Origin of the sequence: Microtetraspora sp. NBRC 13810 (genome assembly GCF_030268685.1) — a bacterium.
Taxonomy (GTDB): Bacteria; Actinomycetota; Actinomycetes; order Streptosporangiales; family Streptosporangiaceae; genus BSRQ01.
Genome location: NZ_BSRQ01000007.1, coordinates 24,083 through 47,692 on the forward strand (window position 1 = coordinate 24,083; position 23,610 = coordinate 47,692).

Here is a 23,610-nt window from a genome sequence, read left to right on the forward strand (position 1 = left end):
ATTGTTTACGGCTTCCCGACGGTGATCACGCTCACCCGGTTGGGCAAGTTTAAATCAATCGCTTGACTTAAGCTAACAAGACGGATTTACTGGCCGTACAGTGACAGTCGATTCGGAGGAGGCCGTGGTGAGCCGGAGTGACGGCGAGCAGGTGCTGAGCTATCCGATTCCGAGCGAGGCGGCGCTGGAGCCGCCCGCGGAGTGGGAGCGGTTGCGGCAGGGGTGCCCCGTGGCCAGGGTGCGGCTGCCCAGCGGTGACGAGGCGACGCTGCTGACCCGATACGAAGACGTCAGGCAGGTGTTGTCCGATCCCCGGTTCACCCGGCAGCTCACCGCCGACGACGCGGCCCGCCTCTCGGAGTCCGGCGGGGTGTTCAACGGCGGCCTGGGGAATTCGATCCCGCAGGGCGGCGAGGGGCACCAGCACTGGCGGCGCATGGTCGGCAAGTGGTTCACGGCCAAGCGCATGATCGCGCTGCGGCCCTCGATCGAGGCGATGGCCGAGCGGCTCGTCGACGAGATGGTCGCCCTGGGCCGACCGGCGGACCTCAAGGCGAGCCTCGGCTTCCCGCTGCCGGTGTACGTGATCTGCGATCTGCTCGGGGTCCCCGCCGCCGACCGGGACAGGTTCTCCTACTGGTCGGACACGCTGCTCAACCTGACCAGGTACGGCCAGGCGGAGATCGACGCGGCGCAGGCCGAGTTCGTGACGTACATGGCCGCCCACGTCGCCGCCAGGCGGGCGGAGCCGGGCGACGATCTGCTCAGCGAGCTGATCAGGAGCAGCGACGCCGAGGGCGGCGGGCTGCCCGACGGGGCGCTGGTGGCCACCGGCCAGGGTCTGCTGGTGGCCGGGCACGAGACCACGGCCAACATGATCGGCAAGATGGTCGGCATGCTGCTGGCCGACCGGCGGCGGTGGGAGCGGCTGCTCGCGGACCCGTCGCTGGTGCGCCCGGCGGTGGAGGAGGCGCTGCGGTTCGACGCCAACCCCGGCTTCGGCATGCCGCGTTACCTGGGCGAGGAGGTGGAGATCAGCGGCACGCTGCTGCCGCGCGGCACGACCGTGGTGTGCAGCATGGCGTCGGCCAACCGGGACGAGAGCGTCTTCGACACCGCCGGCGACATGGACCTCGGCCGCACCCCGAACCCGCACCTGGCCTTCGGCGCCGGAGCGCACTCGTGCATCGGGCAGTCGCTGGCCCGCACCGAGCTTCAGGTCGTCCTCGAGGTGCTGCTCCGCAAGCTCCCGACCCTGGAGCTCGCCGTGCCGGTGGGGGAGCTGCACCGCCTCGACGGGCTGATCGTCGGCGGGCTGCGCGAGCTTCCGGTGCGGTGGTGACCGTGGCCGTCCGGGCCGAGCGGGCCAGCGCGACACGAGAACAGATCCTGACGGCGGCCGAGCGGCTGTTCGCCGAGCACGGGGTGTTCGCGGTGTCCAACCGGCAGGTCAGCGAGGCCGCCGGGCAGGGCAACAACGCCGCGGTCGGCTACCACTTCGGCACCAAGGCGGACCTCATCCGGGCGATCCTGCGCAAGAACGCGGATCTGATCGAGCACAACCGCCGCCGCATGCTGGCCGAGACCGAAGGCTCCACCGAGATGCGGGACTGGGTGGCCTGCCTGGTGCGCCCGTCCACCGAGCACCTGGCCGCCCTGGGAAGCCCCACCTGGTACGCCCGGTTCTGCGCCCAGGTGGTGCCCGACCCGACCCTGCGCGACATCGTGATCGACGAGGCCCTCACCTCGCCCTCCCTCGTGCGGATCGTCGAGGAGCTGCACCGCTTCCTGCCCACGTTGCCGGACGCGGTGCGCGCCGAGCGCATCGACATGACCACCCACCTGCTCGTGCACGTCTGCGCCGAGCACGAGCGCGCCCTGGCCGACGGCAGGCCGACCCCCCGCTCCAGCTGGTACGGCGTCGCGACCGGGCTGATCGACGCGATCGTCGGGCTGTGGTCGGCGCCCGTCACCCCGGACCAGCGGGAAGGAGACACCCAGTGAAGATCATTGTGGACGAGGACAGGTGCTGCGGCGCCGGGCAGTGCGTGCTGCTCGCGCCGGAGGTCTTCGACCAGCGCGAGGACGACGGCATCGTCATCCTGCTGACGGCGGAGCCGGGCGAGCACCTGCGCGCATCGGTGCGTGAGGCCGCCGCCGTCTGCCCCGCGTCCGCCATCGAGCTGGACGAGAGCGGGTGAACGTGCCTGCGAGCGTCCTGGTGGTCGGCGCCTCCGCCGCCGGGCTGGCCACCGCCGAGGCGCTGCGCCGCCAGGGCTACCAGGGCGCGCTGCGCGTCCTGGGCGCCGAGCCGCACCTGCCCTACGACCGGCCGCCGCTGTCCAAGCAGGTCCTGGCCGGCGCCTGGGATCCCGGCCGGGCGCTGCTCCGGCCCCAGGCGGCACTGGCGGCGCTGGACGCCGAGTTCCTGCTCGGCGACGCGGCCACCGGCCTGGACGCCGGCACCCGCACCGTGCACACCGCGTCCGGGCGTGCGCTGCGCGCCGACGCCGTCGTCGTGGCCACCGGGCTGCGGGCACGCCCCCTCCCCGGGCAGGACGCGCTGTCCGGGGTGCACACGCTGCGCACCCTGGACGACGCGCTGGCGCTGCGCGCGGACCTGCTGGCGGCCTCGCGGTGCGTGGTCGTCGGCGAGGGGGTGCTCGGCGCCGAGATCGCCGCCACCGCGCGAGGCATGGGACTGGACGTCACCATGGCCGGGCCGCAACCGGCGCCGCTGGCCGGCCATCTCGGACCGGTGGTCGCGGGGCAACTGGCCGGGCTGCACGCCGAGCACGGGGTCCGCCTGCGGCTCGGCACCGCGGTCGGCGGGCTCGCCGGGCACGGCGGGCGGGTCACGGGCGTGCGCCTGGAGACCGGCGAGGTGCTGCCGGCCGACGTGGTCGTGGTCGCGATGGGAGCCGCCCCGGCGACCGGCTGGCTCACCGGCAGCGGCCTGCGGCTGGACGGCGGGCTGGTGTGCGACTCCCGCTGCCGCGCGGCCGAGGGCGTCTACGCGGCCGGCGACGTGGCCCGCTGGCATCACGACACGGCCGGGGGCCTGATCCGGCTGGAGAACCGGACCAACGCCATCGAACAGGCCGGTCTCGTCGCGGCCAACATCCTCGGCGCGGACCAGCCGTACCGGCCGATCCCCTACTTCTGGACCGACCAGTTCGACGCCAGGATCCACGTGTACGGGACGCCGTCCGCCGACGCGGAGGTGACCGTCGTGGAGGGCGACCCGGCCGGCCGCCGCTTCGTCGCGCTCTACCGCCGCGACGGCAGGACCACCGCCGTCCTCGGCTGGAACATGCCCAAACAAGCCCGTCTGCGCCGCGCGGAGATCGGCGATATCGCCGGTCTGGCTCCGGCGCGGTGACGGGCCGCTTCGAAAGGAGTGAAGCGATGACCGAAACGCTGAACCCGGCCGGCATCCCGGAGTTCCCCGGCGCCAGGGCGGCGGGCTGTCCCTTCGACCCGCCGCCGGCGCTGCGCGCCCTGCAGGGACCCGGCCCGCTCGCGAAGGTCAGGCTGTGGGACGGCAGCACGCCGTGGCTGGTCACCCGGCACGCCGAGCAGCGGGCCCTGCTGGCCGACCCGAGGGTCAGCGCCGACATCTCCCGCCCCGGCTACCCGGGCCAGACCCCGTACAGAGGCGGCGGCGGCCTGAGTTTCATCATGATGGACGACCCCGAGCACGCCCGGCTGCGCCGGATGGTGACGGCGCCGTTCGCCGTGAAGCGGGTGGAGGCGATGCGCCCGGCCGTGCAGAAGATCACGGACGATCTCATCGACGACCTGCTGGCCGGGCCCAGGCCCGTCGACCTGGTCGAGGCGTTCGCCCTGCCGGTGCCCTCGCTGGTGATCTGCGAGCTGCTCGGCGTGCCGTACGCCGACCACGGTTTCTTCCAGGACAACAGCAAGATCCTCATCAGGCGCAGTTCGACGCTGGAGGAGCGGACCGCGTCCGTCGGCCGGTTGAACGAGTACCTCGACGCGCTGGTGGCGCGCAAACTCGCCGAGCCGGGCGACGACCTGCTGTCCCGGCTGGCCTACCGGGTCAAGGCCGGCGAGCTGTCCCGGCGGGAAGCCGCCCAGATGGGCGTCCTGCTGCTCGTCGCCGGGCACGAGACCACCGCGAACATGATCGCCCTCGGTACCCTCGCCCTGCTCCAGCACCCGCACCAGCTCGCCCTGCTGCGCGACGGCGACGACCCGAAGCTGGTCGCCGGGGCGGTGGAGGAGTTGCTGCGCTACCTGAACATCACCCACAGCGGACGCCGCCGCGTCGCGCTGGAGGACATCGAGATCGCCGGCCAGGTCATCCGCGCCGGCGACGGGCTGATCATGCCCAACGACATCGCCAACCGCGACGCCACGGCCTTCCCCGACCCTGACGAGCTGGACATCCGGCGCGACGCCCGCCTCCACGTGGCCTTCGGCTTCGGAGTGCACCAGTGCCTCGGCCAGCCGCTCGCCCGGATGGAGCTCCAGGTCGTCTACAGCACGCTCTACCGGCGCATCCCCACGCTGCGCCTGGCGGCCGAACTCGACCAGATCCCGTTCAAGCACGACGGGCAGGTCTACGGGGTCTACGAGCTCCCCGTGACCTGGTGATCTCCCCTATCAGTCACCAAGAGGACCAGATGAAGATAACCATCGACCAGGACAGGTGCGTCGCCTCCGGTCAGTGCGTGACGGCCGCCATGGACGTCTTCGACCAGCGCGACGAGGACGGCGTCGTGGTGCTGCTCGACCCCAGCCCGCCCGCCGGGCTGGCCGCCGACGTCCGCCAGGCCGCGGCCGTGTGCCCGGCGCTGGCCATCCACGTCGAGGAGTGACGGTACCCCCCTCACGGTCGCCGATCCGGGGTTTTGTCGGACCCCGAAGGCACAATCGAACGATGGAGAAACCGGAGATCGTCTCGGCCGCGGAGTGGCAGCACGCCCGCGACGAGCTACTCAAAGCGGAGAAGGAAGCCACCCGCGCCCTGGACGCGCTCGCCGCGCGGCGGCGACGCCTCCCGATGGTCAGGTTCGCCGGCGGTTACGCGTTCGACACCCCGACCGGGCCCAGGACCCTGCTCGACCTGTTCGAGGGCCGTGACCAGCTGGTCGTCTACCAGTTCATGGACCTCGGGCCCGGCCGCTACTGCCCGGGTTGCACCAAGTTCACCGCCAACGTCCCGGCGACCGGCCTGGCCGGCCTGGCCAAGCAGGGGGTCACCTGGGTGACGGTGTCGAACATGCCGCTCGCCCAGATCGAGGCGTACAAGGCGGAGAAGGGGTGGACGCTGCCGTTCGTGTCGTCGCACGGCACGTCGTTCGCGGACGACTGCGGCGCCGGGCGCGGCTTCATGCTCAGCGCGTTCCTGCGCGACGGCGACGACGTCTACCGGACTTACAGCACCACCTCGCGCGGCGTGGACCGGCTCGTGTTCACCCACAGCATCCTCGACCTGACCGCGTACGGCAGGCAGGAGGAGTGGGAGGACTCCCCGCCCGGCTGGCCGCAACACCCCACCTACGGATAGGCAAGCCGCACGACCCCGCGGAGCCCCGGCGGCACCACCCCCGCCCAGGCTCCGCCCGCCTGCATCACACCCGCCCGGCCTTCGTCGGCGTGGCCTGCGGCGTCACACCCGCCCGAGTTCCGTCGGCGTGCCCGGCGGGGGCGCGTCGAAGACCGGGACTCCGGCGGCGACCGCGACCTCCCGGTAGGTGGCGGCGAGGGTGTCGAGGGTGGCGTGGGCGTTCAGGCCGCTGGGGTTGGGGACGACCCAGAGCCGGGCGCCGCCCAGGTCTTCGGGCTGCCGTCCGACGACGGCTCCCGGGCGGGCGAACGCGGTGCGGTAGGCGGTGATGCCCAGGATCGCCACCACCTCCGGGCCGATGAGCGGGATCCGCCCGGCCAGAGCGCGGCCTCCCGCGGCCAGTTCCTCGGCGCCGAGCTCGTCGGCCCGCGCGGTCGCCCGGGCGACCAGGTTGGTGATGCCGATCCCCTGCGCCTTCAGGTGCGCGACGTCGTCGGCCGCGAAGCCCGCCGACGCGTCGATCGGCCGGTCCACGATCCCGGCCCGGAACAGCGCAGGGTAGAAGCGGTTGCCCCGCCGGCCGAAGTGGGCCTGCGCGGCGACCGTCCAGAGCCCGGGGTTGATGCCGACGAAGAGCAGCCGAACCCCCGGCCCCAGCAGATCGGGCAACGTGCCCCCGCGAAACGCCTCCAACTCGGCACGGGTGAACCGCACACCCACGCTCCCTTCCCCAGAACTCCGGACAAGCCCAGCATCCCACCGTCTCACCACCCCCGGCCCTGCGTCCGCCACCGTCTCACCATCCCAGGCCGTGCGCCCGCCACCGTCTCACCACCCCAGACCATGCGCCCGCCACATGCGAGGTCACCGTCAACTTCGACGCCGCGTGCCGACGCCGCGTGCCGACGTGCCCGCGCGCAGGCCGCCGAACTTGGCCGCGCCCCGCCGAGGCCGCGCCGCCGACCGCCACCGCGTCACAGACCGCCAACGAGCGTGGCCGCGCCACCTACCGTCGCCGCGCTGGCGAGCGTGGCCGCGACGGCGACCCGCATGGGCTTGATCCAGCACTCCTGCTCGGCCCAGTGGGCCTCGTGGTCGCGGACGGGCAGCCGCCTGGACATCCACCAGCTCACGTGCGCGTCGTGGCGGGACAGGCCCTGCGGTGACCGTCTCCGACGGAAAGCGCGGGCGAGGGCGCCGGAACAGGTCCGGGGCGCAGTCGTCGTGCCGCAGAACGTGGCGATCGTCTCCCACGCAATCACTTCCGGACCCCTGCCCCGGGGACCACGGCCACCCGAGCGGCCGAAGATCACCCTTTGGCCGGAACAGGCGTACCCTCCCAGCAGAGCCGACTTGAGAGGAGCCTTCGTGGCCGACGACCTATCCCCCTCGACTCCGGTGTCCGGGCCCGGCGGCGCGGGGCGCGCGGTAGTGGACATCGATTCGACCGTGCCGCACTCGGCCCGGATCTGGAACTGGCTGCTGGGCGGCAAGGACAACTACCCGGTGGACCGGGAGGCGGGCGGCAGGGTCCTCCAGGTGTTCCCCGGCATGGTGGACATCGCCCGGCACTCCCGGCACATGCTCACCCGTGCCGTACGTTTCCTGGCCCAGGACGCCGGCATCCGCCAGTTCCTCGACATCGGCACCGGCCTGCCCACGGTGAACAACACGCACGAGGTCGCCCAGGGGATGGCGCCCACGTCGCGGATCGTCTACGTGGACAACGACCCCCTGGTGCTGGTGCACGCCGAGGCGCTGCTCACCAGCACTCCCGAGGGCGCCACCGACTACATCCAGGCGGACGTGCGCGACCCCGCCCTCATCCTGCGGGAGGCCGCGAAGACGCTGGACTTCTCCCGTCCCACCGCGCTCATGCTGATGGGCATCCTGGGCCTGGTCGGCGACTACGACGAGACTCGGTCGATCGTCCGGCGGCTGACCGCGGCGCTGCCCTCCGGCAGTTACCTGGCCCTCTACGACGGCACCGACACCGACCCGGCGTACGTCACGGCCATGCACGGTCACGCGAAGAGCGGCGCGGTCCCCTACATCCCCCGCAGCCCGCAGGCCATCGCGGGCTACTTCGAGGGCCTGGAACTGCTGGACCCCGGCGTCGTGCCCGTCACGAGATGGCGGCCGGACCCCAACCCGTGGGGCGCCCCCGCCGACGTCGCCTGCTGGGGAGGCGTCGCCCGCAAGCCCTGAGCGTCGGAGCTTGCGGACGGGGGGCGCACCGGCGGCCCGTGGACGGCTCGGACGGCTCGGGCGGCTCGCGGACGGTTTCCGGCAGGCGGGTGCGTGCAGGTGGTCACGGCCGGACCGGGCGCCTGCGGGTGACCGGCCGGGACGCGGCCGGATGCGTGGGACGCAGGCCGGGGAGCGGAGCCGACAGCACCTGCCCGTTGCGGATGAACAGGCGCCGCCAGTCGGAGGGGTCGAGGGGCAGCAGCGAGTGACGCCTGCGCCGGGTGGCGTCGACGGCGTGCGCCCGCGCGGCGGTGTCGATGCCGCTCGCCGCGGTGATCTCCCGGATGCGCCGCGCGCCGAAGTTGATCGGGACCGCCTGGCTGAACTCCTGGCTGCTGACGCGCAGCCAGGCGGCGGTGTCCTCCTTGATGGCCTCGGCCAGCTCGCGGATCGCCTCGGCGGGGGTGGTTCCCGACTCGCGCGCCCGCCAGTAGCCGAGCACCCGGGCGCTGTGCCCGATCATGCCCGTCATGGCGCCGCCGCTGGTCAGGAAGTGCCCGTTGCCGAAGGAGTCACCGGCGACGACGCCGTTGGCCGCGACGAGCGCGTCGTCGCCCACCCGCTCGACCAGGCTGAACAGCTTGGGCCCGTAGAGCATCTGGACCTTCTCCAGGCTCTCCTTGGGCAGTTCGAGCACGTCCGCGCACTGTTCGAGGTAGAAGTCGTACACCAGGTGCTGGTAGGCGGCGAAGAACTCGGCGGACTCCGGGTCGGTGCCCTCGGGCACGAGTCCCGCCTCGATCGGGTCGAGGCTCTTGAAGTCGGGGATCTGGACCAGCACCCAGCCCACCTCGGGGTCGTTCTCGTGCCCGACGGCGATCTGCCGGACCCAGTACTCCTTCCCGTCCTCGTCGAACTCCGAGGAGATGCGCCGCCGCAGCCGCCCGTCGACCAGCACTTCGAGCAGGCCCGCCAGGTAGTCCGCCTGGGCCACCACCGGCCCGCGGCCGTCCCCGTGGTCGATCGCCACGTCCCGCTGCTCGAATCCGAGCCGCTTCGCGTCGCCGCTGTCGAACCCCTGGGCGATCATGAAGAGCTCGGGCACGCCGATGTCGATGACCTCGCTGCCAGGAGCCCGTACCCGGACGAACCGCCCCTTGAAGTCCAGTTCCTGGAGCGCCTCGATGCGGATCCGCCTGCGGCCGTCGGGAAGGTGGACGAACCCGTCCCCCTCCGTCGTGACCACCCGGTGCCGGGTGAAGAGCCGGACCCGCGGCTCGCGCCCGCTCTCCAGGTCCATCCGCTCGATCCGCTCCAGGTACCGCCGCAGGAGCAGCAGCACGGAGGACGCCTCGGCCTGGAACGTGGACGGGCCGTCGAGCACCTCGGCCATGTCGGAACGGATCTCCCCGGCGTCCGGGTGGTCCGGCGGGCGGGGCGGGTCGAGCACCGTGATGACGCGCTCGGGCAGGCCGTTCCGCCACCGGTCGTCGATGAACTCGACGTGCTGGATGGTCCCGACGATGTGCTGGTCCCGGTCGTACCCGTCGATGATGGTGTCCGCGATGACGTCACCGGAGACCGTGCCGACGCCGTAGAAGCAGTCCGCCAGGCGTAAGGGGCTCCCGTCGTCGCGCGCGGGCACCCCCTCCGGCCCGTACCGCTCCCACATCATCCGGTCGATCAGGCCCAGTTGGTGGTACAGGTCGACCCGGATGTTCCAGTGCACCCCGAGGAACGGGTCGCCGCGCATCTCCACGCCGACCGCCCGGTGACCGGTCGCCACCGTCCACAGCATGGACATCATGTTCGTCCCGCCGAGCCCGAGGGCCAGGAAATCGGGGTCGGCGACGCCTTTCAGGTGCTCTTGTGCCTTCACGATTTTCTCCCGAATGGTATTCCGCCTGCCGTTCCCTGCCAAAAAGGGTGATCCGGGCCTGGCGGAGTCATGTGCGTATGCCGGCATTACTCACCGGAAAACCTGAACAGGTCTGGAACTCGCTACACACATGATTGAAAGCGTGCCGGCTTGAATCAGGCTTTCAGCCCGCTTTCCGCTTGTATCCCCCGGCGCCGGTCAGGTCCGCCAGATCAGGACCAGGGCGCTGTCGTCGTCGGTGTGCGCCAGCTTCTTCACCATGGCCGGGGCCTCCTCGAAGGTGCCCTGCTTCAGCAGCATCTCGGCCGCCGTGCCCAGCAGGCGGTCCATGCCGAGGTCGGGGTCGGAGCGCCCGAGCAGGCCGTCGGTCACCAGCATCAGCGCGTCGCCCTTGCCCAGGGCGCCCTGCGCGCTGGTCCACTGCGCGTCCCTGGTGACGCCCAGCGCGATGCCGCTGGTCTCGATCGGCACCCAGGACATGCTCCCGGCCCGGTACACCGCGGGCGGCGGATGACCGGCGCTGGTGATGACGTAGTTGCCGGTGTCCAGGTCCAGGTCCAGCAGGACGGCCGTGACAAGCCGCTCGTCCCCGTCGCGCACCAGGACGCTGTTGCACGTGGCCAGGAACTCGCCGGTGGGCAGCTCGCCGAGCAGCCCGCCGATCGTGCCGGCCAGCATGAGCGCCTCCGACGCGGCCTCGTCCCCCTTGCCTGACACGTCGACCAGGGCGACCTTCAGCCTGGTCCCGTCGAGCACCGAGGCCACGAAGTCACCGCCGAAGGACGCCCCGCCGGCCGGGCGGCTGGCCGCGATGCGATGCCAGCCGCGCGGCAGCGAAGGCAACTGGGACAGCTTCCGCAGCCGGGCCCGCAGCTCGATCAGGGCGTGCGTGCCGCGCAGGCCGTGTATGCCGACGCCGCTGCGCGTCTGGGACAGCCTGACGGCCAGGAAAGCGACGATCGCCGCGACGAGAAGCTGAACCGGGTGCACCGACTCGGCCAGGGAGCACAACGCGGAGACCGCCGAGGCGGTGATGACGACGCTCAGCGCGGCGGGCCGCAGATAGAGACCGCCGGCGAGCAGCACCGGGGCGAGCAGGATCGGCGGCGCCCAGAACCCGCCCAGCGTGAGGTTGAGCGGCCCGATGGCGATGGCGGCCAGCACGAGCAGGGTGAGCCTGAGCCGGTGCCGGGCCACCCCGGGCGAACGCAGGGTGATCATGCCGGATCGAGGAGCCTGCCCCTCGCCCGTCGCCGAAGAGAACGCCTGGTCGCCGGGGGACCAGACACTGCGCATGGTTTCCAGTGCGGACATCAGTCGCCTAGCGGGTCGGTCGGCAGAGGTGTCCGAGTGTAACCGCGCTCACCTGCTCCGACTCGCAGAAGCCCCCGGAGCCACGCGGGGATCATCGGATCCGGCGGCCGGTTCGAGGGGGACACGGCCGCGCCCGCCTCGGGCGCCACGTACCCCGCCCGGTTGCGATGCCGCGCGTGCCGCGGCCGGGCGGCCACGGCACCTCCTCTCCCGGCCCGATCCGGGTGGTCCGGGAACGGCGGACCGTGCTGCGGGCGGAGCCTCAGGGGCCTTCGCCGGGCTGGAAGGGGGTGAGGCGGATGCGGGAGGAGCGGACGGCGGGGACCTGGCCGCCCGTCCAGGGGGTCGTGAGCTGGGTGGTCTCGTCGGGGGGCGTGACGAGGAGCGTCTCGGGGGTGACGGCTCGGGCTTCGGAGATGTCCGGGTTGGTGAAGCTCAGGCCCGCCCAGGCGGTGTCGCCCGGTTCGAGGGTCACGGTACGCGGCCGGCCGGGTACGCGTTCCGGATCGGGGGTCAGCGACCGGCCCGCGGCGTCGACGAAGCCGGTGCCCGGGTAGCCGTAGACGGTGCAGGTACGGCTGGAGGTGTTGGTCAGGACGATCGGGTAGTTCCGCTGGCCTGCTCCCGGATCGTTCGGGCCGATCGACAACGCCAGCTCGGGGGTGTGGCAGCGGCGGCCGGCCGGGGTCACCGTGGCGGTCGGGGCCGGCCGCGCGCCGGACCCCTTGGAGCCCGTGTAGCCGCTGGACCGGGTGGACCCGCCCTCCTGCGCACCGCCCGCGATGCTCCCGTCGGAAGCGGGATCCGGCGCGGAGGCGGGATCCGATGTGGCAGCGGGATCCGATGCGGGAGCGGTGGCCGGGGGCGACGTGGTCGCGGGGGCGCCGGAGCAGGCCGTCAGCAGCGTGAGGAGGGCGGCGCCGTACGCGAGCAGCGCCAGGCCGCCTCGCGCGGGGGCCGCCGGGCGGGCGGCGCCGTGGCGGAGTGGCACGCGTCCGCCCTGCGCGGCGGCGCGCCCTTCTCGGGCGGGGGTGACCCGTCGGTCCGCCATGTCTCCGCCACCTTCCGGTCGAGGCGATGTCGACGACTGACTGTAGGGCCTGCCGGGGGTCCTCCGCCCGGGCGGGTGGGCGGCGCGTTCAGAAGCGGCAGCGCATCGGATGCCGGAAGGACGGGGGCGGGCCGTCGAGCGCCGCCCGGATCGAGCGTTCCAGCACCGACGCCGAACCGTCCGTCCGGTCCAGGCGCAGCGGTTCCAGCAGGCCCGCCTCGGTGTTGCTGATGAACCGGGGCGGGCCCGTGTGCTTGAACCCCCGGGTGTGGAACAGGAAGGGATGGGCCAGCACGACGTCCCCGGCGGAACCGGTCAGCTCGGTGAAGTTCCCGATCGGCTCGGACAGCACCGCGTCGAACAGTTCCAGATGCGTCATGCCCTCCGGGTGGCGGGCGAGCACCCGGGCGGTACGCCGGTGGGAGCCCTCGGCGACCGTCGTCCCGCCCCCGTTGGGTGCGACGTCGGAGAACAGGCCGATGAGCAGCAGGCCCTGCCGGGGCGAGTCGACCGTGTGCCGGAACCAGTTGCCGTCGACGTGCCACCCCTCGGCGGGCACCGCCCCGTGCGGCCGGTCCGCGCCGAAGGAGAAGTTCACCGGCCAGAAGCCCCACGTCCGCTCGCCCCGCCAGCGTCCCGGCCCGACCAGCTCGGTGATCGCCGCGACGAGCCGGTCGGTGAAGCAGCCGGTCACCTCGGGCACCGCCAGCCGCTCCTCGATGTCGTACGCCGGCGGCCAGGTGGCCGGGTCGTCGCGCCGGATGCCCGCCTTCTCCGCCATCCGCCGCCACACGGCCTCGCGGGCGGCCCGCGCGGCGGCGGCGTCGAAGGCGCCTTCCAGCACGCAGTATCCGCGCCCGATGAAGCTTTCCACCTCATCGGCGCCGAGCACGCTCACCAGTACAGGAGCCAGCGGTCGTCGCACCAGACGCCGTGACCCTGCAGGGTGAGACGTTCGTCGCCGGGCTCGACCCGGCTGCTCGGGGCGACCTGGTGCAGGATGTGCCCGGAGTGCAGGAACAGGTGCCCCGGCGTGTACGGCACGTAGTGCAGGGGGTGGAAGCGTTGCAGGTCGGCCGCGCCCTCGATCCAGCCGCGCGACATGGCCCGCTGGAAGTCCTCGTAGGTGGCGTTCCACAGGTTGAGGCCGCCGCCCGCGGCGGGGAGGCGCAGCGGAAGGGTGAAGGACAGCAGCCGGTCGGTGTCGGTGCCGGGCGGCCAGTCGAACGCCTGGTACTGGAGGTCGAAGTGCACCGGCGCCCTGGGTTTGACGAAGATCGCGGCGTCGAGCCAGATGTGGAAGCCCGGCAGCGCGAGATGCCCCGGGTACTCGACCGGCGCCCCCAGGTGTTTCTCCAGCGTGCCGCCGACGAGCGCGTACAGCCCGGCGAACCGTTCCCGCAGCAGTTCCCTGGCGGCGATCCCGCGGTCCCGGTACAGGTCGGTCTCCGGATGCTCGGCCACGTCGAGGTAGCTGGGGGTGCCCAGGGTGAAGAAGGAGGCGGGCTCGGGGCCGCGGGGGATCCAGTGCTCGCGCAGGCCGTACACCTGGTCGCGGATCTCGGCGATGCCTTCGGCGTCCAGCACGGGCAGTTGCTCGATCACGCCGCCTCCCCGGTGAGCAGGCCGAGCAGCGCGGCGCTCACCGCGCCGTCCAGCCTGCGGTCGTACCAGTCGTATCCCGGCATCGGGTTGACCTCCAGGCACCAGTGCCGCCGGTCGGCGTCCACCTTCAGGTCCCAGCCGGCGAAGGCCAGGCCGAGCCGGCGGGTGCGGTCCACCAGCCGGTCGGCGAGCTCCGCGGGCAGGTCGCACGGCTCGTACCGGGCCTGGCCGGCCGGGGCGGTGCGGTAGTCCACCGCCGCGGAGACGATCTCCTCGGCGTACACGTCCGGCCCGCAGACGTGCGCCCGGATGTCGCTGCCCCGCACGTAGCGCTGGAGGTGCACCGGGCCCTGCGCGGGGACGAAGTCGTCGAAGTCCGCCGGGCCGACGAGCCTGCTGTCGGCCCGGACGCCGGACAGCGCCTTGACGATGGTGGGGCCCGCCGCGGCGAAGGCGCGCAGCCGGTCCCGGTCGGAGCTGGTCACGCTCTCGGGCACGTCGAAGCCGAGGCTGTGCAGGTTCATCTCGTGCAGCGGCTTGGAGCCGTTGTCGGATCCGGCGCCGGGCCGGTTCACCACGGTGCCGGGCACGTGGTCCAGCCACGCGGACAGGGCGACGACGAGGCTCTGCCAGCGCAGGGCGTGCCCGGGGTCGGGCTCCAGCGACGACAGGTCGATGAGGCGGCAGTAGTAGGCGGCATCGGCGTCGAGGTCGTAGCGCTGGCCGGCGGTCGCGAGCCAGCTCTGGCCGTCGTCGGGCACGGCCAGCCGCCAGTCGCCGCCGGACAGCACGTCGTGCAGGTCGATCAGGGTGACCGGGACGGATCGCCTGGCCGCCTCGGCGGTGAAGTGCGCGATGGTGCCGTCGGAGGCGAGCCCGAGCGCGTAGATCATGGGAACAGTACCTCCAGCAGCCGGGGACCGAAGCCGAGCCAGACCATGCGGAGCTGCTCCAGGCCGGGAAACGGTTCGACGTTCACCAGCCGGGCCCGGCCGGCGTCCTCGGTCACCCGCCACACGATCGCCGCGAGGTCCAGGTCCAGCGCCGCCGCGACGGCCACGCTGCGTTCTTCGAGGCCGAGATGGCCGAGGTCGGCGGTGGTGCACCGCCAGGCCCGCCCGCTCAGCACGACGACCATCTCGAAGGCGGGGTCGGCGTCGGACCAGCGCGCCCGGTACGGGCCGGCCCCGGCGGGACGTTCCGGCCACGGCGAGGTGCGCAGCGTGCCGAGGTCCTCCACCCAGAGCCGCTCGCCCTCGGGCGTGCCCGGCACGGGATACTTCGAAGTGAAGACCTCCACCCCGCCCTGCTCCTCGTCCGCGCGCAGTTCGGTGAGCGCGGCCGACGGCGACGTGCGCCCGCCCGCCGGGTAGGCCGACGGGCGGTTGACCACCGGTGAGGTCATCAGGGCGGCGGCGGCCCACAGCTGGGCCAGGCACTCGTTGTACTGGAACTCCGCGTCGAAGCTGATCCGCGGGCTGGGCGGCGAGGGCAGCCGGAGGAGGAGCGGCCGGTCCGGTTCGACCTCGGCGACGCCGTCGCGCACCGAGACGGTGAAGAGCTGGGCCGCGTCGAAGACGTCCACGACCAGCGCGGTCCGCCCGTGCTCCCCGACGTACCCGGCCACCTCCGCCGCGACCTCGTCGGCGGGGTCGGCGACGATGAGCAGGTCGGCGGCGCCCGCCTCGGCGACCGGGCCGGGGGCGGAGACGCCCGGTTCAGATGACAAGGCCGCGCTCCCGCAGGAACCGGCTCGCCCGGGAGGCGCGCAGGACGTTCAGGATGTCGCCGGCCTCTTCCGGCGCGAGCCCCATGGACTCCGGCGCGAGCCGCATGGACTCCGGCGTGGGCCGCGTGGACTCCGGTGTGGGCCACATCGGCTCCGGCGTGGCCGGGCGGTCGGCGCCGGGGATGGCGCGCAGCGGTACGGCGGGCCAGTCGGAGCTGTCCTTGCCGTCTTTCCAGTCCTTGCTGTCCTTACTATCCTTGCTGTCCTTGTAATCCTTCAGGTCTTTGGAGTCCTTATAGTCTTTTGAGTCCTTGTAGTCTTTGTAATCCTTGAGGTCTTTGTTGTCCTTACTGTCTTTATTGTCCTTACTGTCCTTGCTGTCCTTGTAATCTTTGCTGTCCTTGCTGTCCTTGCTGTCTTTGAAGTCCTTGAACTTGCCGTCCGCGGACGGCTTCTCGTCCGACGGCGCGACCGCGGGCTCCTCAAGCCGCCGGGCGCCGAGAGGGAGCCGCCACAGGGCCCGGGTCACGTCCCGCCGCTCGCCCGCCGTGAGGAAGGGCATCACCCGGGACTCGTCGATCCTCCATGCCATCAGACGCCTCTCTCCCTGATCGGTTCGTACTCGGCGCGGTAGAGGCTCAGCGCCTCGGCCAGGTCCCGCTGGGCCTGCGCGTGGTGCGGGTTGAGATTGCAGACGAGGTGGCCGACGCCGAGCGCCAGGTAGCCGGCGAAGCCTTTCGCGATCTCCGCCGGGGATCCGGACAGCGCGGGGCCGGGAGGCCGCGTGCCGGGAGCGCCGGGGACGACGTTGACGCCGAGGGTGACGCCCAGTGAGGCGGGGTCGCGGCCGGCCTCGGCGCACGCCCGCGCGACCCGGTCCAGGGTGTCGCCCAGGCTGGACGGCTCGCCGTACCAGCAGCCGTTCCACAGGTCGGCGTGCTCTGCGGCGAGCCGGAGCATCCTGCGCCGGAAGCCGCCCACCAGGATGGGCGGGCCGCCGGCGCGCACGCCGCGGGGCCGCAGTTCGCCGCCGCGGACGGTGTGGTGCTCGCCCTCGAAGTCGAGCGTGCCCTCGCGCAACAGGGTGGAGATCACCCGCAGGGCCTCCTCGAAACGCGAGACCCGCCGGTCGAAGGGGATGCCGAAGGCGTCGAACTCCGGCCGGTGCCAGCCCGCGCCGAGGCCGAGGATCAGCCGTCCGTTGCTGACGGCGTCGAGTGTCACCGCCATCTTCGCCAGCACCGCGGGATTGCGGAACGCCGTGCACAGGACCAGCGTCCCCAGCTCCGCCCGCGAGGTGGCCTCGGCCAGCGCGGAGAGCGTCGTCCAGGACTCCCAGATGCCCTCGGACGGCTGCCCGGGCTCCCGGAACAGCAGATGGTCGAAGACCCAGAGCGAATCGAAGCCCGCCGCCTCGGCCTGCAGCGCCAAGGCCCTGATCTCGTCGTAGCCGGGTTGCCTGCGCGGATATTCCGCGAGCGGAAGCGTCACACCGATCTTCAAGTTACCTCGCAGCCACGAGCAACCCGAAACCGATCTACCACACGTTTAGCCATCACACGGTAACAAGACGCAAGCATGATCGCCATGCTCAGGTGACGGGACAATGCGGGTGATGCGTCCGGGAAATCTTCGGCCCGGCCGAAACCCTGGGATGCGGTTGCGAGTCAAACGATAGCTCGCTATCTTCCGGTTAAATGATCATTTAACCCGTATGAACGATCCAGGGGCGGTACGCGTAGTTCGAGAGGTCCTGGCCGATCACCTCGGAACACCGCGCCGGACAGGGAGCCGACACCATGCCGGATGTCGAACTGTGGCATGACAGCGCGGGGCGCGAGAACGCCGGGCGCGCCTACCAGAGCCTGGCGGACGAGCACGTGACCCACACCTCCGCGATCCGCGACCAGATGAGCGGCGACCTGCCGATCCCCCACGAGGACGCCGGCCGCCCCTACGCCGAGCTGCTGACCCGGCTGTTGGAACGGTCCGAGGACGTCGGGCGGCAGCTCGGCTTCAGCGGCGCCGGCCAGGTGCTGATGGCCCGCGGCAACGAGCAGGCCGAGCAGGCCGTCACGTACGCCGTCGGCCGCGTCCCGGCGGGGACGGAGGGCTGATGGACGACCAGTCTTCCGCCTCCGGCCTGGCGCTGGTCGGCGCCAGGCCGATGCCGGGGCTCTCCCCCTCCCTGGACCGGCACGTCACCACGCTGGACGGCAGCGCCGGATACTACAAACGGCTCATCCAGGACGGCGGGCGCCTGCTGCACGGCGACGCCGAACGCGGGCCGGCCGCCGACGCCGCCCGCGCGTACACCGCCGCCGAGCCCGTCGAGCAGGCGGGCGCGATGGCCTCGGTGACTTCGATCGCCGGTGCCGTCGTGGGCGCGTTCAAGGACTTCTACAACTGGGTCAAGAGCAACTGGGAGGCGCTCGGCATCGGGGCGCTCGCCGGGCAGGCGTTCCTCCTGACGCCCGCCGGTCGCCCGTACCTGCTCCGCATCCGCGGCATGCTGGCCCGCATCAAGGGCTACCTCGACGCCGGCTCCCGGAGTTTCGGGAAGCTCTTCCAGAGCCTCTCCGACAAGCTCGCCGCGGACAGTCCCGCCAGGGCCGCCGTGACCCGGGACTTCGGCGAGGCCGTGCGCCTGGCCGACGCGGGCAGAAAGGCCCTGCCCGTGAGGGAGAGACTCCTCGCCTCCGTCGAAGGCGACATCCGGGTTTACGGAAAGGTCGCCGACAACGCGGCGCGGGAAACCGGGTTCGACGATTTCTACCGCAGGTTCGGCCTGCGCGACCACCCGCTGCTGACCGACACGCAGAGGGCCCACATGGAGAGACATGCGAGGGCCCTCGACGAGCTGCGGCCACTGAGGGACGTGGACGGCGACCTCTACCGCGCCGACCAGCTCGCCCGGTACGCGCAGAAGACCGCGACCGAGAATCGCCTGAGATCTGGCTACATCGACGACTTCCGGAGCGGACTCGACAGTCCCGGTACGAAACAGACCGAACTCGACGAGCGGCTGATCGACGCCCGGCGAAGACTGAACGGGAATCCGACCTACTACGAGTTCCCGGACGGAACCTGGGCCATGATCAGCCATCCCGGCGACGCGCGGAGGTTCGGGCGGTTGCCCACCGCGCCGGAGGGTAGCGTCAACCCCTATCGCTAGCCCCTCCAGCCCGGTTCGCCGGTGCGGTCTCGCCCCAGTTCAGACCGCGTTCCAGGCGATGGCCGGCGTGGTGGGTCGCGGGCGCCCACGGCGGGAGACCGGTCCGGTACCTTGCGCGGCGGGCCGGCCACCAACGCCCGCCCCCGGCCGTACCCCGAGGGCCGCGCAGGAGTCCGGCGGCCCGCCTAGCGGCGGGTGAACTCCATGATCCAGTTGCTCACCCAGGTGGTGCCGCCGTCCACGGAGAACGCCTGCTCCCAGCGGACGGAGCCGGCCGTGATGTCGGACCAGACGAAGCGGGCCCGGATGTCCTTGCCGTCGTGCGTGTCGTCCCCGTGGAACTCGCCCCTGCCGTCGTGGAAGCGGCCGACGACCGGCGGGTACAGCAGGCCGGTGCGGGTGCTGGACCAGTACAGCGACCACTCCTCGCGCTCGACGTCGAACAGCCGCAGGGTGAGCCCGGAGAAGCCCTTCGTGGGGAAGTCGATCTCGTCGAAGCTCGCTCCGCCGCCGAAGTGCCGGGTGGCCCGGCTGACCCCGGGGAACTCCTTGCAGGCGCTGGTCTCGTCGAGGAAGTCGGTGCGCCAGCGGTTGGCGACGTCCCAGGTGCCGGCGAGAAAGTCGAAGTCGTTCATGAGCGTCTCCTGTGGTGGGTGCCGGCACGAGTCGCGCACCGGGACATTCCAGAACCATAGGGATGTTCCACTGACATCCTCTGTCAGTGGAACCGCCGCCGGTCGCACATCCTGTCCAGAGCGTGCGGGCTATGGACGGGATCTGCCCACGGTCGCCCGGAGGGTGGCTCTGATCTCCAGGTCGTCGTGGATGGCGGCCCAGCCGCCGTCCCAGCTGTGGCGGCGGTCGTCCTCGAGCACCTCCTCCATCGTGACGAGGTGTCCGGGCAGGAGGTCCTCGATCCCGGCCAGGTGGCGGACGCAGGTGCGCACGACGGGCCTCGCCGTGCCGTCCAGCAGATCCCGCACCGGACGTATCAGGACGTGCGTCCCTTCCGCGGCGTCGCCGGTGATCCGGACGAGGGCGTGCGCCGCCTCCACGGCCGTCCACGGGTCGAGCGCGCCCGCCAGCAGCCGGAGGACCGGCACATGCCGGGACGCGTGCGCGCCGAGATCCGCCAGGCGGCGGCTGACCGCGTGCTCCTCGCCGAGGCGGGGGCCGAAGGCCCGCAGCGCGGGTTCGGGATCGCCGGTCACCCGCCACCAGGCCCACGGGACCGCGACGGCCGCCCTGCGCCGGGCCCATGGGGCGAGACCCGCTCCCGGGTCCTCCAGCAGGTCACGCAACGCCGGTCCGGCGGACGCCGCGGCCGGGCCGATCGCCCCCAGCGTCTCGGCCGCCTGATGCCGCAACTCCCCGCCGAGCAGTCCGGCGACCCGGGAGGCCGCCGGAGCCGCGGCGGGCCCCCAGGCTTCGAGGGTGCGCAGCAGCGCGCCGCCCAGGTCCGGCCGCACGCCGGGGTGCAGGCGCGGCAGGATCACAGGGAGCAGTTCCCCGGCCCACGCCGAGCACGGCGCGAGGATGCCGGCAAGCGACGGGAGCCAGGTCGGATACGTGTGCTTGCCGCCGTGCGCCGACACCAGGGGCGTGCCTGCCCGCTCCCCGCCTATCCATCCGGCGAGCCCCGGCAGAGCCCGCCCGTCCCCGGACCACGCGAGCCCCCACACGGCCACGTCGGCGGCCACCGGCGCCGCCCGCACCTCGGCCCGGTCGTCCAGCCGCCCGGCGAACAGATCGGCGTCCCGCCCGTCGGCCGGGATCCCCGCGGGCTCGCCGTGGAGGGTGTGGGCGGCGAGGAGGTGGAGGGCGTAGACGCGGGTCTCCGGGTCGGGGTCGGCGGTGGCCTCGCGCAGGGCGGGGAGGAGGCGGCGGGGGCGCCGTGAGACGGAGAGCAGGTCGGCGGCGGCGCGTACGGCGCCCTGACGATGGCCCGGGACCGGATGCGCGAGCAGCGTGAGGCAGACCTCCTCCCTGGCGTCCACGTCGTCGCCCAGCCGGTCGATCGCCCACCAGACCGTCCCCCTCGGGGTGCCCGAGGCGTGTTCGCTGCCGGACCAGGCCGTCACGTCCCCGGAAAGGGCCGTGACGACCGGTTCGAGCGCGACGGGACGGCCGGGCAGGGCCTCCGCCAGGGCCAGGGTGGCCGCGAGCCGCACCTGCTCGTCCGGATCGCGGGTGAGGTCGCGCAGCCAGGCGAGGGTCTCCGGGAGCACCGCGGCGGTCAGGGAGCCGGCCAGCGAGCCCGCCACGAGCACCAGGTCCAGCCGGGTGACCCGGTCCTGTGCCGCCCACCCGCCGCGCAGCGCGCCGACGACCTCGTCTGCCTGGGCGACCGCCTCCGCCAGCGTCAGGGCCGCCGCGCGGCGCACCCGGGGGTCGTCGTCGTCCAGCAGCGCCAGCAGCCGGGGCACGGCCGCCGTCCACGCCTCCGTCCAGCCGTGGGCGACCCCGCGCGGACCGACCTCGCGAGCCGTCAGCGCCAGCCTGCCGACGATCTCCAGGACCTCGCACCGGCAGCCGGCCAGGGGCGACTCCGCGGCCTCCAGCAGGTACGGCATCGCGGCCACCGCGGCCGAGCACACGAACCCGCCCTGGTGGTAGAGCTCGTTCAGCAACTCGTCGGCCGCGTCGAACGCCTCCTCCTCCACCAGCAGGGCGCGGAACAGGGACGGCATGTCGGCCTTGCCGGAATGGGCGTAGCCGAGCCCGGCCCACGGCACATGATCGAGACCTTCGAACATGCCGGGAAGGCTATCCGAGGCCGGTCGCCGCCGGTGGCACGCCTCCCGCGCCCGGCCGCCGTCTCCGCGGCGCGCCCGGGAACGACCGGGCCCCTTCTGCGGTTGTCCTCGACGACAGTTCGAGCCACGAGGACAGGAGTCTTCCCATGACCGCCACCCAGGGCAGCAGCCCGTCGCCCGTCCGCCAGCTCCGCCTGGTCGTCGAGGCCGAGGACTACGAGGCGGCGCTCTCGTTCTACCGCGACGTGCTCGGGCTCCCCGAACAGGCGGCGTTCTCCAACGACGGGGACGCCCGGGTGGTGATCCTGGACGCGGGCCGTGCCACCCTGGAGATCGCGAACCCGGCGCAGAAGGAGTTCATCGACGAGGTGGAGGTGGGCCGGCAGGTCGCGCCGAAGATCCGGATCGCGTTCGAGGTGGACGACGCCAGGGCCACCACGGACCGGCTGGTCTCCGCCGGCGCCGAGGAGGTCGCGCCGCCCACCCTGACGCCGTGGCAGTCCCTGAACGCGCGGCTCGACGCGCCCGCCGGGCTGCACATCACCGTGTTCCAGGAGACCCTCAGCCTGGAGGAGCGCCGGTCGATCGACGGCTTCGGAACCGAGTCGTCCTCATCCTCCTGACGCCTCCAGCAGGTCGCGGACCTCGTCCGCGGTGGTCTCCCTGAGCTCCTCCCCGAGGAGCAGCCAGCGGGTGATGCCGGCCGATTCGAGGAACGGCAGGTCGTGACCGGCGATCAGGAGCGCGCCCCGGTAGGAGTCGAGCGCGCCGATCAGTTGCCGGACGCCGGCCAGGTCGAGGTTGTTGGTCGGCTCGTCCAGCATCAGCAGTTGCGGAGCCGGTGCGGCGAGCATCGTCGCGGCGAGGGCGGCCCGGAAGCGTTCCCCGCCCGACAGGGTGCCCGCCGGCTGCGCGGCGCGCGCCCCCCGGAACAGGAACCGCGCGAGCTGGGCCCGGATGTGGTTGTCGGTGACCCCGGGGGCCGTCCTGGCGACGTTCTCGGCGACGCTCAGCTCGTCGTCCAGCACGTCCAGCCGCTGCGGCAGGAACCGCAGCGGCACGAACGTCCGCGCCTCACCGGACAGCGGCGCGAGCTCTCCGGTGAGGGTCCGCAGCAGCGTGGTCTTTCCTGCCCCGTTGCGCCCGACCAGCGCGATGCGTTCGGGGCCGTGCACGGTCAGGTCGCCCTCGCGCAGCCTGCCGTACCGGGGGCGCAGCTCGCGCAGGGTGAGGACGGTGCGGCCCGCGGGCACGGCGGTGTGCGGCAGGCTGATCCGGATCTCGGCGTCGTCGCGGATCGCGTCCGCGGCCTCCTCGCGCCGCTCGCGCGCCTCGTGGAGCCGGTCCTCCTGGAGTCCGCGGAGTTTGCCCGCCGACTCCTGCGCGGCCCGCTTGCGCGCACCGGCGAGGATCTTCGGGATTCCTCCCTGGGCCTCCAGCTTCCTGCCCTGCCGTTCGCGGCGGGCCAGCTTGATCTGGGTCTCCTCCAGTTCGCGCCGCTGGCGGCGCACGTCCGCGTCGGCGGCCCGCAGCATGCGCTCGGCCGCTTCCTGCTGGGTGGCGACGGCCTCCTCGTAGGCGGACCAGCCGCCGCCGTACCAACTGACGGTTCCCGACCGCAGCTCGGCGATGCGGTCCACCCGTTCCAGCAGGTCGCGGTCGTGGCTGACCACGACCAGCACACCGGAACGCCACGCGTCGACGGCTTCGTAGAGCCGGCGGCGCGCGAACAGGTCGAGGTTGTTGGTCGGCTCGTCGAGCAGCAGGACGTCGGGACGCTCCAGCAGCAGCGCGGCCAGGCGCAGCAGGACGGTCTCGCCGCCGGACAGCTGTCCCACGGTCCGGTCCAGCCCGACGCCGCCGAGCCCGAGCGAGCCCAGGGTGGCGAGGGCCCGCTCTTCGACGTCCCAGTCGTCGCCGACCGTCTCGAAGTGCTCCTCGCGCACGTCCCCGGCCTCGATGGCGCTCAGCGCGGCGCGCCGTCCGGCGATGCCGAGGGCCTGGTCGACGCGCAGTTCCGTGTCCAGGGTGATGTTCTGCGGCAGGTAGGCGAGGCTGCCGCCGACGGTCACCGATCCCCCGGAGGGCCGCAGCCGTCCGGCCAGCAGCCGCAGGAGGGTGGATTTGCCGGTGCCGTTGGCGCCGACGAGGCCGCTACGGCCCCGGCCGACGCTGAGGGAGAGCCCGTCGAAGACGACCGTGCCGTCCGGCCAGTGGAAGGACACGCCGGAGCAGGTCAGGGAGGCGCCGGGGGTGCTGGGGTTGGTCATGGTGATTCTCGCAGTCGCATACGTGGCGGATAACGGGCTTCGTATGCGAGCACCACGCGGCGAGAGAAGGTGCGGCCCTTCGAGGGGTGACGCACTGAGGTCGCA

Annotated in this window: 25 protein-coding genes; 11 read left to right on the forward strand and 14 right to left on the reverse strand. The window is 72.6% G+C overall.

Going from position 1 to position 23,610, the window contains the following annotated elements; genetic code table 11:
* The first annotated feature begins 127 nt into the window (after positions 1–127).
* From QSK26_RS15665 to QSK26_RS15695, 7 genes are all read left to right on the forward strand, one after another.
* The gene (locus QSK26_RS15665) at positions 128–1,342 is read left to right on the forward strand and encodes a cytochrome P450 (RefSeq protein ID WP_285775861.1); all 1,215 of its coding nucleotides are present in this window, start codon (positions 128–130) and stop codon (positions 1,340–1,342) included.
* Positions 1,336–2,004: a TetR/AcrR family transcriptional regulator gene (locus QSK26_RS15670; protein WP_285775862.1), complete on the forward strand. Its 669-nt coding sequence runs from the start codon at positions 1,336–1,338 to the stop codon at positions 2,002–2,004. Before QSK26_RS15665 ends, QSK26_RS15670 begins: the two co-directional genes overlap by 7 nt.
* Entirely contained in the window at positions 2,001–2,201 is a 201-nt protein-coding gene (locus QSK26_RS15675) for a ferredoxin (RefSeq protein ID WP_285775863.1), read from the forward strand. The genes QSK26_RS15670 and QSK26_RS15675 overlap by 4 nt, the downstream gene beginning before the upstream one ends.
* Complete coding sequence (locus tag QSK26_RS15680; protein ID WP_285775864.1) at positions 2,198–3,382, forward strand: NAD(P)/FAD-dependent oxidoreductase; 1,185 nt, start codon at positions 2,198–2,200, stop codon at positions 3,380–3,382. Before QSK26_RS15675 ends, QSK26_RS15680 begins: the two co-directional genes overlap by 4 nt.
* Before the next feature lie 26 nt (positions 3,383–3,408).
* Positions 3,409–4,620, forward strand: a complete 1,212-nt coding sequence (locus tag QSK26_RS15685) for a cytochrome P450 (RefSeq protein WP_285775865.1) — start codon at positions 3,409–3,411, stop codon at positions 4,618–4,620.
* Positions 4,621–4,649: 29 nt separating this feature from the next.
* The gene (locus QSK26_RS15690; protein WP_285775866.1) at positions 4,650–4,844 is read left to right on the forward strand and encodes a ferredoxin; all 195 of its coding nucleotides are present in this window, start codon (positions 4,650–4,652) and stop codon (positions 4,842–4,844) included.
* Between the two features lie 62 nt (positions 4,845–4,906).
* Positions 4,907–5,536: a DUF899 domain-containing protein gene (locus tag QSK26_RS15695; RefSeq protein WP_285775867.1), complete on the forward strand. Its 630-nt coding sequence runs from the start codon at positions 4,907–4,909 to the stop codon at positions 5,534–5,536.
* Positions 5,537–5,638: 102 nt separating this feature from the next.
* Here QSK26_RS15695 and QSK26_RS15700 read toward each other — a convergent pair whose 3' ends face one another.
* The gene (locus tag QSK26_RS15700) at positions 5,639–6,250 is read right to left on the reverse strand and encodes a mismatch-specific DNA-glycosylase (RefSeq protein ID WP_285775868.1); all 612 of its coding nucleotides are present in this window, start codon (positions 6,248–6,250) and stop codon (positions 5,639–5,641) included.
* Between the two features lie 260 nt (positions 6,251–6,510).
* A complete protein-coding gene (locus QSK26_RS15705; protein ID WP_285775869.1) occupies positions 6,511–6,669 on the reverse strand; it encodes a hypothetical protein in 159 nt (52 codons plus the stop codon).
* A 235-nt stretch (positions 6,670–6,904) separates the two neighbouring features.
* On the opposite strand from QSK26_RS15705, the gene QSK26_RS15710 reads away from it, so the two are divergent.
* A complete protein-coding gene (locus tag QSK26_RS15710) occupies positions 6,905–7,744 on the forward strand; it encodes an SAM-dependent methyltransferase (RefSeq protein ID WP_502888708.1) in 840 nt (279 codons plus the stop codon).
* A 103-nt stretch (positions 7,745–7,847) separates the two neighbouring features.
* On the opposite strand, the gene QSK26_RS15715 is transcribed toward QSK26_RS15710, so the two are convergent.
* The 9 genes from QSK26_RS15715 to QSK26_RS15755 form a co-directional block, all read right to left on the reverse strand.
* Entirely contained in the window at positions 7,848–9,605 is a 1,758-nt protein-coding gene (locus tag QSK26_RS15715) for a hypothetical protein (protein ID WP_285775870.1), read from the reverse strand.
* A 198-nt stretch (positions 9,606–9,803) separates the two neighbouring features.
* The gene (locus QSK26_RS15720) at positions 9,804–10,919 is read right to left on the reverse strand and encodes a PP2C family protein-serine/threonine phosphatase (protein ID WP_285775871.1); all 1,116 of its coding nucleotides are present in this window, start codon (positions 10,917–10,919) and stop codon (positions 9,804–9,806) included.
* A 262-nt stretch (positions 10,920–11,181) separates the two neighbouring features.
* The gene (locus tag QSK26_RS15725) at positions 11,182–11,970 is read right to left on the reverse strand and encodes a DUF4232 domain-containing protein (RefSeq protein ID WP_285775872.1); all 789 of its coding nucleotides are present in this window, start codon (positions 11,968–11,970) and stop codon (positions 11,182–11,184) included.
* Positions 11,971–12,058: 88 nt separating this feature from the next.
* A complete protein-coding gene (locus tag QSK26_RS15730) occupies positions 12,059–12,862 on the reverse strand; it encodes a phytanoyl-CoA dioxygenase family protein (protein WP_285775873.1) in 804 nt (267 codons plus the stop codon).
* A gap of 2 nt (positions 12,863–12,864) precedes the next feature.
* Positions 12,865–13,575, reverse strand: coding sequence for a hypothetical protein (locus tag QSK26_RS15735; RefSeq protein ID WP_285775874.1), 711 nt, complete (start codon positions 13,573–13,575; stop codon positions 12,865–12,867).
* Entirely contained in the window at positions 13,572–14,468 is an 897-nt protein-coding gene (locus QSK26_RS15740; RefSeq protein WP_285775875.1) for an ATP-grasp domain-containing protein, read from the reverse strand. Before QSK26_RS15740 ends, QSK26_RS15735 begins: the two co-directional genes overlap by 4 nt.
* Positions 14,465–15,304 (reverse strand): hypothetical protein, encoded by an 840-nt coding sequence (locus QSK26_RS15745; RefSeq protein ID WP_285775876.1) that lies wholly within the window; start codon positions 15,302–15,304, stop codon positions 14,465–14,467. The genes QSK26_RS15740 and QSK26_RS15745 overlap by 4 nt, the downstream gene beginning before the upstream one ends.
* The gene (locus QSK26_RS15750; protein WP_285775877.1) at positions 15,294–15,896 is read right to left on the reverse strand and encodes a hypothetical protein; all 603 of its coding nucleotides are present in this window, start codon (positions 15,894–15,896) and stop codon (positions 15,294–15,296) included. The genes QSK26_RS15745 and QSK26_RS15750 overlap by 11 nt, the downstream gene beginning before the upstream one ends.
* On the reverse strand, positions 15,896–16,795 hold the full coding sequence (locus tag QSK26_RS15755; protein WP_285775878.1) for an LLM class flavin-dependent oxidoreductase: 900 nt from the start codon (positions 16,793–16,795) through the stop codon (positions 15,896–15,898). Before QSK26_RS15755 ends, QSK26_RS15750 begins: the two co-directional genes overlap by 1 nt.
* Before the next feature lie 308 nt (positions 16,796–17,103).
* Between QSK26_RS15755 and QSK26_RS15760 the strand changes: the two genes are divergently transcribed.
* Both QSK26_RS15760 and QSK26_RS15765 read left to right on the forward strand, forming a co-directional pair.
* Complete coding sequence (locus tag QSK26_RS15760; protein ID WP_285775879.1) at positions 17,104–17,421, forward strand: hypothetical protein; 318 nt, start codon at positions 17,104–17,106, stop codon at positions 17,419–17,421.
* A complete protein-coding gene (locus QSK26_RS15765; RefSeq protein WP_285775880.1) occupies positions 17,421–18,479 on the forward strand; it encodes a hypothetical protein in 1,059 nt (352 codons plus the stop codon). The genes QSK26_RS15760 and QSK26_RS15765 overlap by 1 nt, the downstream gene beginning before the upstream one ends.
* A gap of 185 nt (positions 18,480–18,664) precedes the next feature.
* On the opposite strand, the gene QSK26_RS15770 is transcribed toward QSK26_RS15765, so the two are convergent.
* Together QSK26_RS15770 and QSK26_RS15775 are read right to left on the reverse strand one after the other, a co-directional pair.
* On the reverse strand, positions 18,665–19,114 hold the full coding sequence (locus QSK26_RS15770) for a hypothetical protein (RefSeq protein WP_285775881.1): 450 nt from the start codon (positions 19,112–19,114) through the stop codon (positions 18,665–18,667).
* Between the two features lie 129 nt (positions 19,115–19,243).
* Positions 19,244–21,235: a hypothetical protein gene (locus tag QSK26_RS15775; protein ID WP_285775882.1), complete on the reverse strand. Its 1,992-nt coding sequence runs from the start codon at positions 21,233–21,235 to the stop codon at positions 19,244–19,246.
* A gap of 146 nt (positions 21,236–21,381) precedes the next feature.
* Here QSK26_RS15775 and QSK26_RS15780 point away from each other — a divergent pair, with 146 nt between their 5' ends.
* Positions 21,382–21,858 (forward strand): VOC family protein, encoded by a 477-nt coding sequence (locus QSK26_RS15780; protein ID WP_285775883.1) that lies wholly within the window; start codon positions 21,382–21,384, stop codon positions 21,856–21,858.
* On the opposite strand, the gene QSK26_RS15785 is transcribed toward QSK26_RS15780, so the two are convergent.
* On the reverse strand, positions 21,847–23,505 hold the full coding sequence (locus QSK26_RS15785; RefSeq protein WP_285775884.1) for an ATP-binding cassette domain-containing protein: 1,659 nt from the start codon (positions 23,503–23,505) through the stop codon (positions 21,847–21,849). The two genes, QSK26_RS15780 and QSK26_RS15785, sit on opposite strands and share 12 nt — an antisense overlap.
* Positions 23,506–23,610 lie beyond the last annotated feature (105 nt).

Coding starts and splice junctions, on each gene's coding strand:
- QSK26_RS15685 (WP_285775865.1), top strand. CDS start 3,409: ATGACCGAAACGCTGAACCCGGCCGGCATCCCGGAGTTCCCCGGCGCC.
- QSK26_RS15690 (WP_285775866.1), top strand. CDS start 4,650: ATGAAGATAACCATCGACCAGGACAGGTGCGTCGCCTCCGGTCAGTGC.
- QSK26_RS15695 (WP_285775867.1), top strand. CDS start 4,907: ATGGAGAAACCGGAGATCGTCTCGGCCGCGGAGTGGCAGCACGCCCGC.
- QSK26_RS15720 (WP_285775871.1), bottom strand. CDS start 10,919: ATGTCCGCACTGGAAACCATGCGCAGTGTCTGGTCCCCCGGCGACCAG.
- QSK26_RS15725 (WP_285775872.1), bottom strand. CDS start 11,970: ATGGCGGACCGACGGGTCACCCCCGCCCGAGAAGGGCGCGCCGCCGCG.
- QSK26_RS15740 (WP_285775875.1), bottom strand. CDS start 14,468: ATGATCTACGCGCTCGGGCTCGCCTCCGACGGCACCATCGCGCACTTC.
- QSK26_RS15750 (WP_285775877.1), bottom strand. CDS start 15,896: ATGGCATGGAGGATCGACGAGTCCCGGGTGATGCCCTTCCTCACGGCG.
- QSK26_RS15760 (WP_285775879.1), top strand. CDS start 17,104: ATGCCGGATGTCGAACTGTGGCATGACAGCGCGGGGCGCGAGAACGCC.
- QSK26_RS15765 (WP_285775880.1), top strand. CDS start 17,421: ATGGACGACCAGTCTTCCGCCTCCGGCCTGGCGCTGGTCGGCGCCAGG.
- QSK26_RS15770 (WP_285775881.1), bottom strand. CDS start 19,114: ATGAACGACTTCGACTTTCTCGCCGGCACCTGGGACGTCGCCAACCGC.
- QSK26_RS15775 (WP_285775882.1), bottom strand. CDS start 21,235: ATGTTCGAAGGTCTCGATCATGTGCCGTGGGCCGGGCTCGGCTACGCC.
- QSK26_RS15780 (WP_285775883.1), top strand. CDS start 21,382: ATGACCGCCACCCAGGGCAGCAGCCCGTCGCCCGTCCGCCAGCTCCGC.
- QSK26_RS15785 (WP_285775884.1), bottom strand. CDS start 23,505: ATGACCAACCCCAGCACCCCCGGCGCCTCCCTGACCTGCTCCGGCGTG.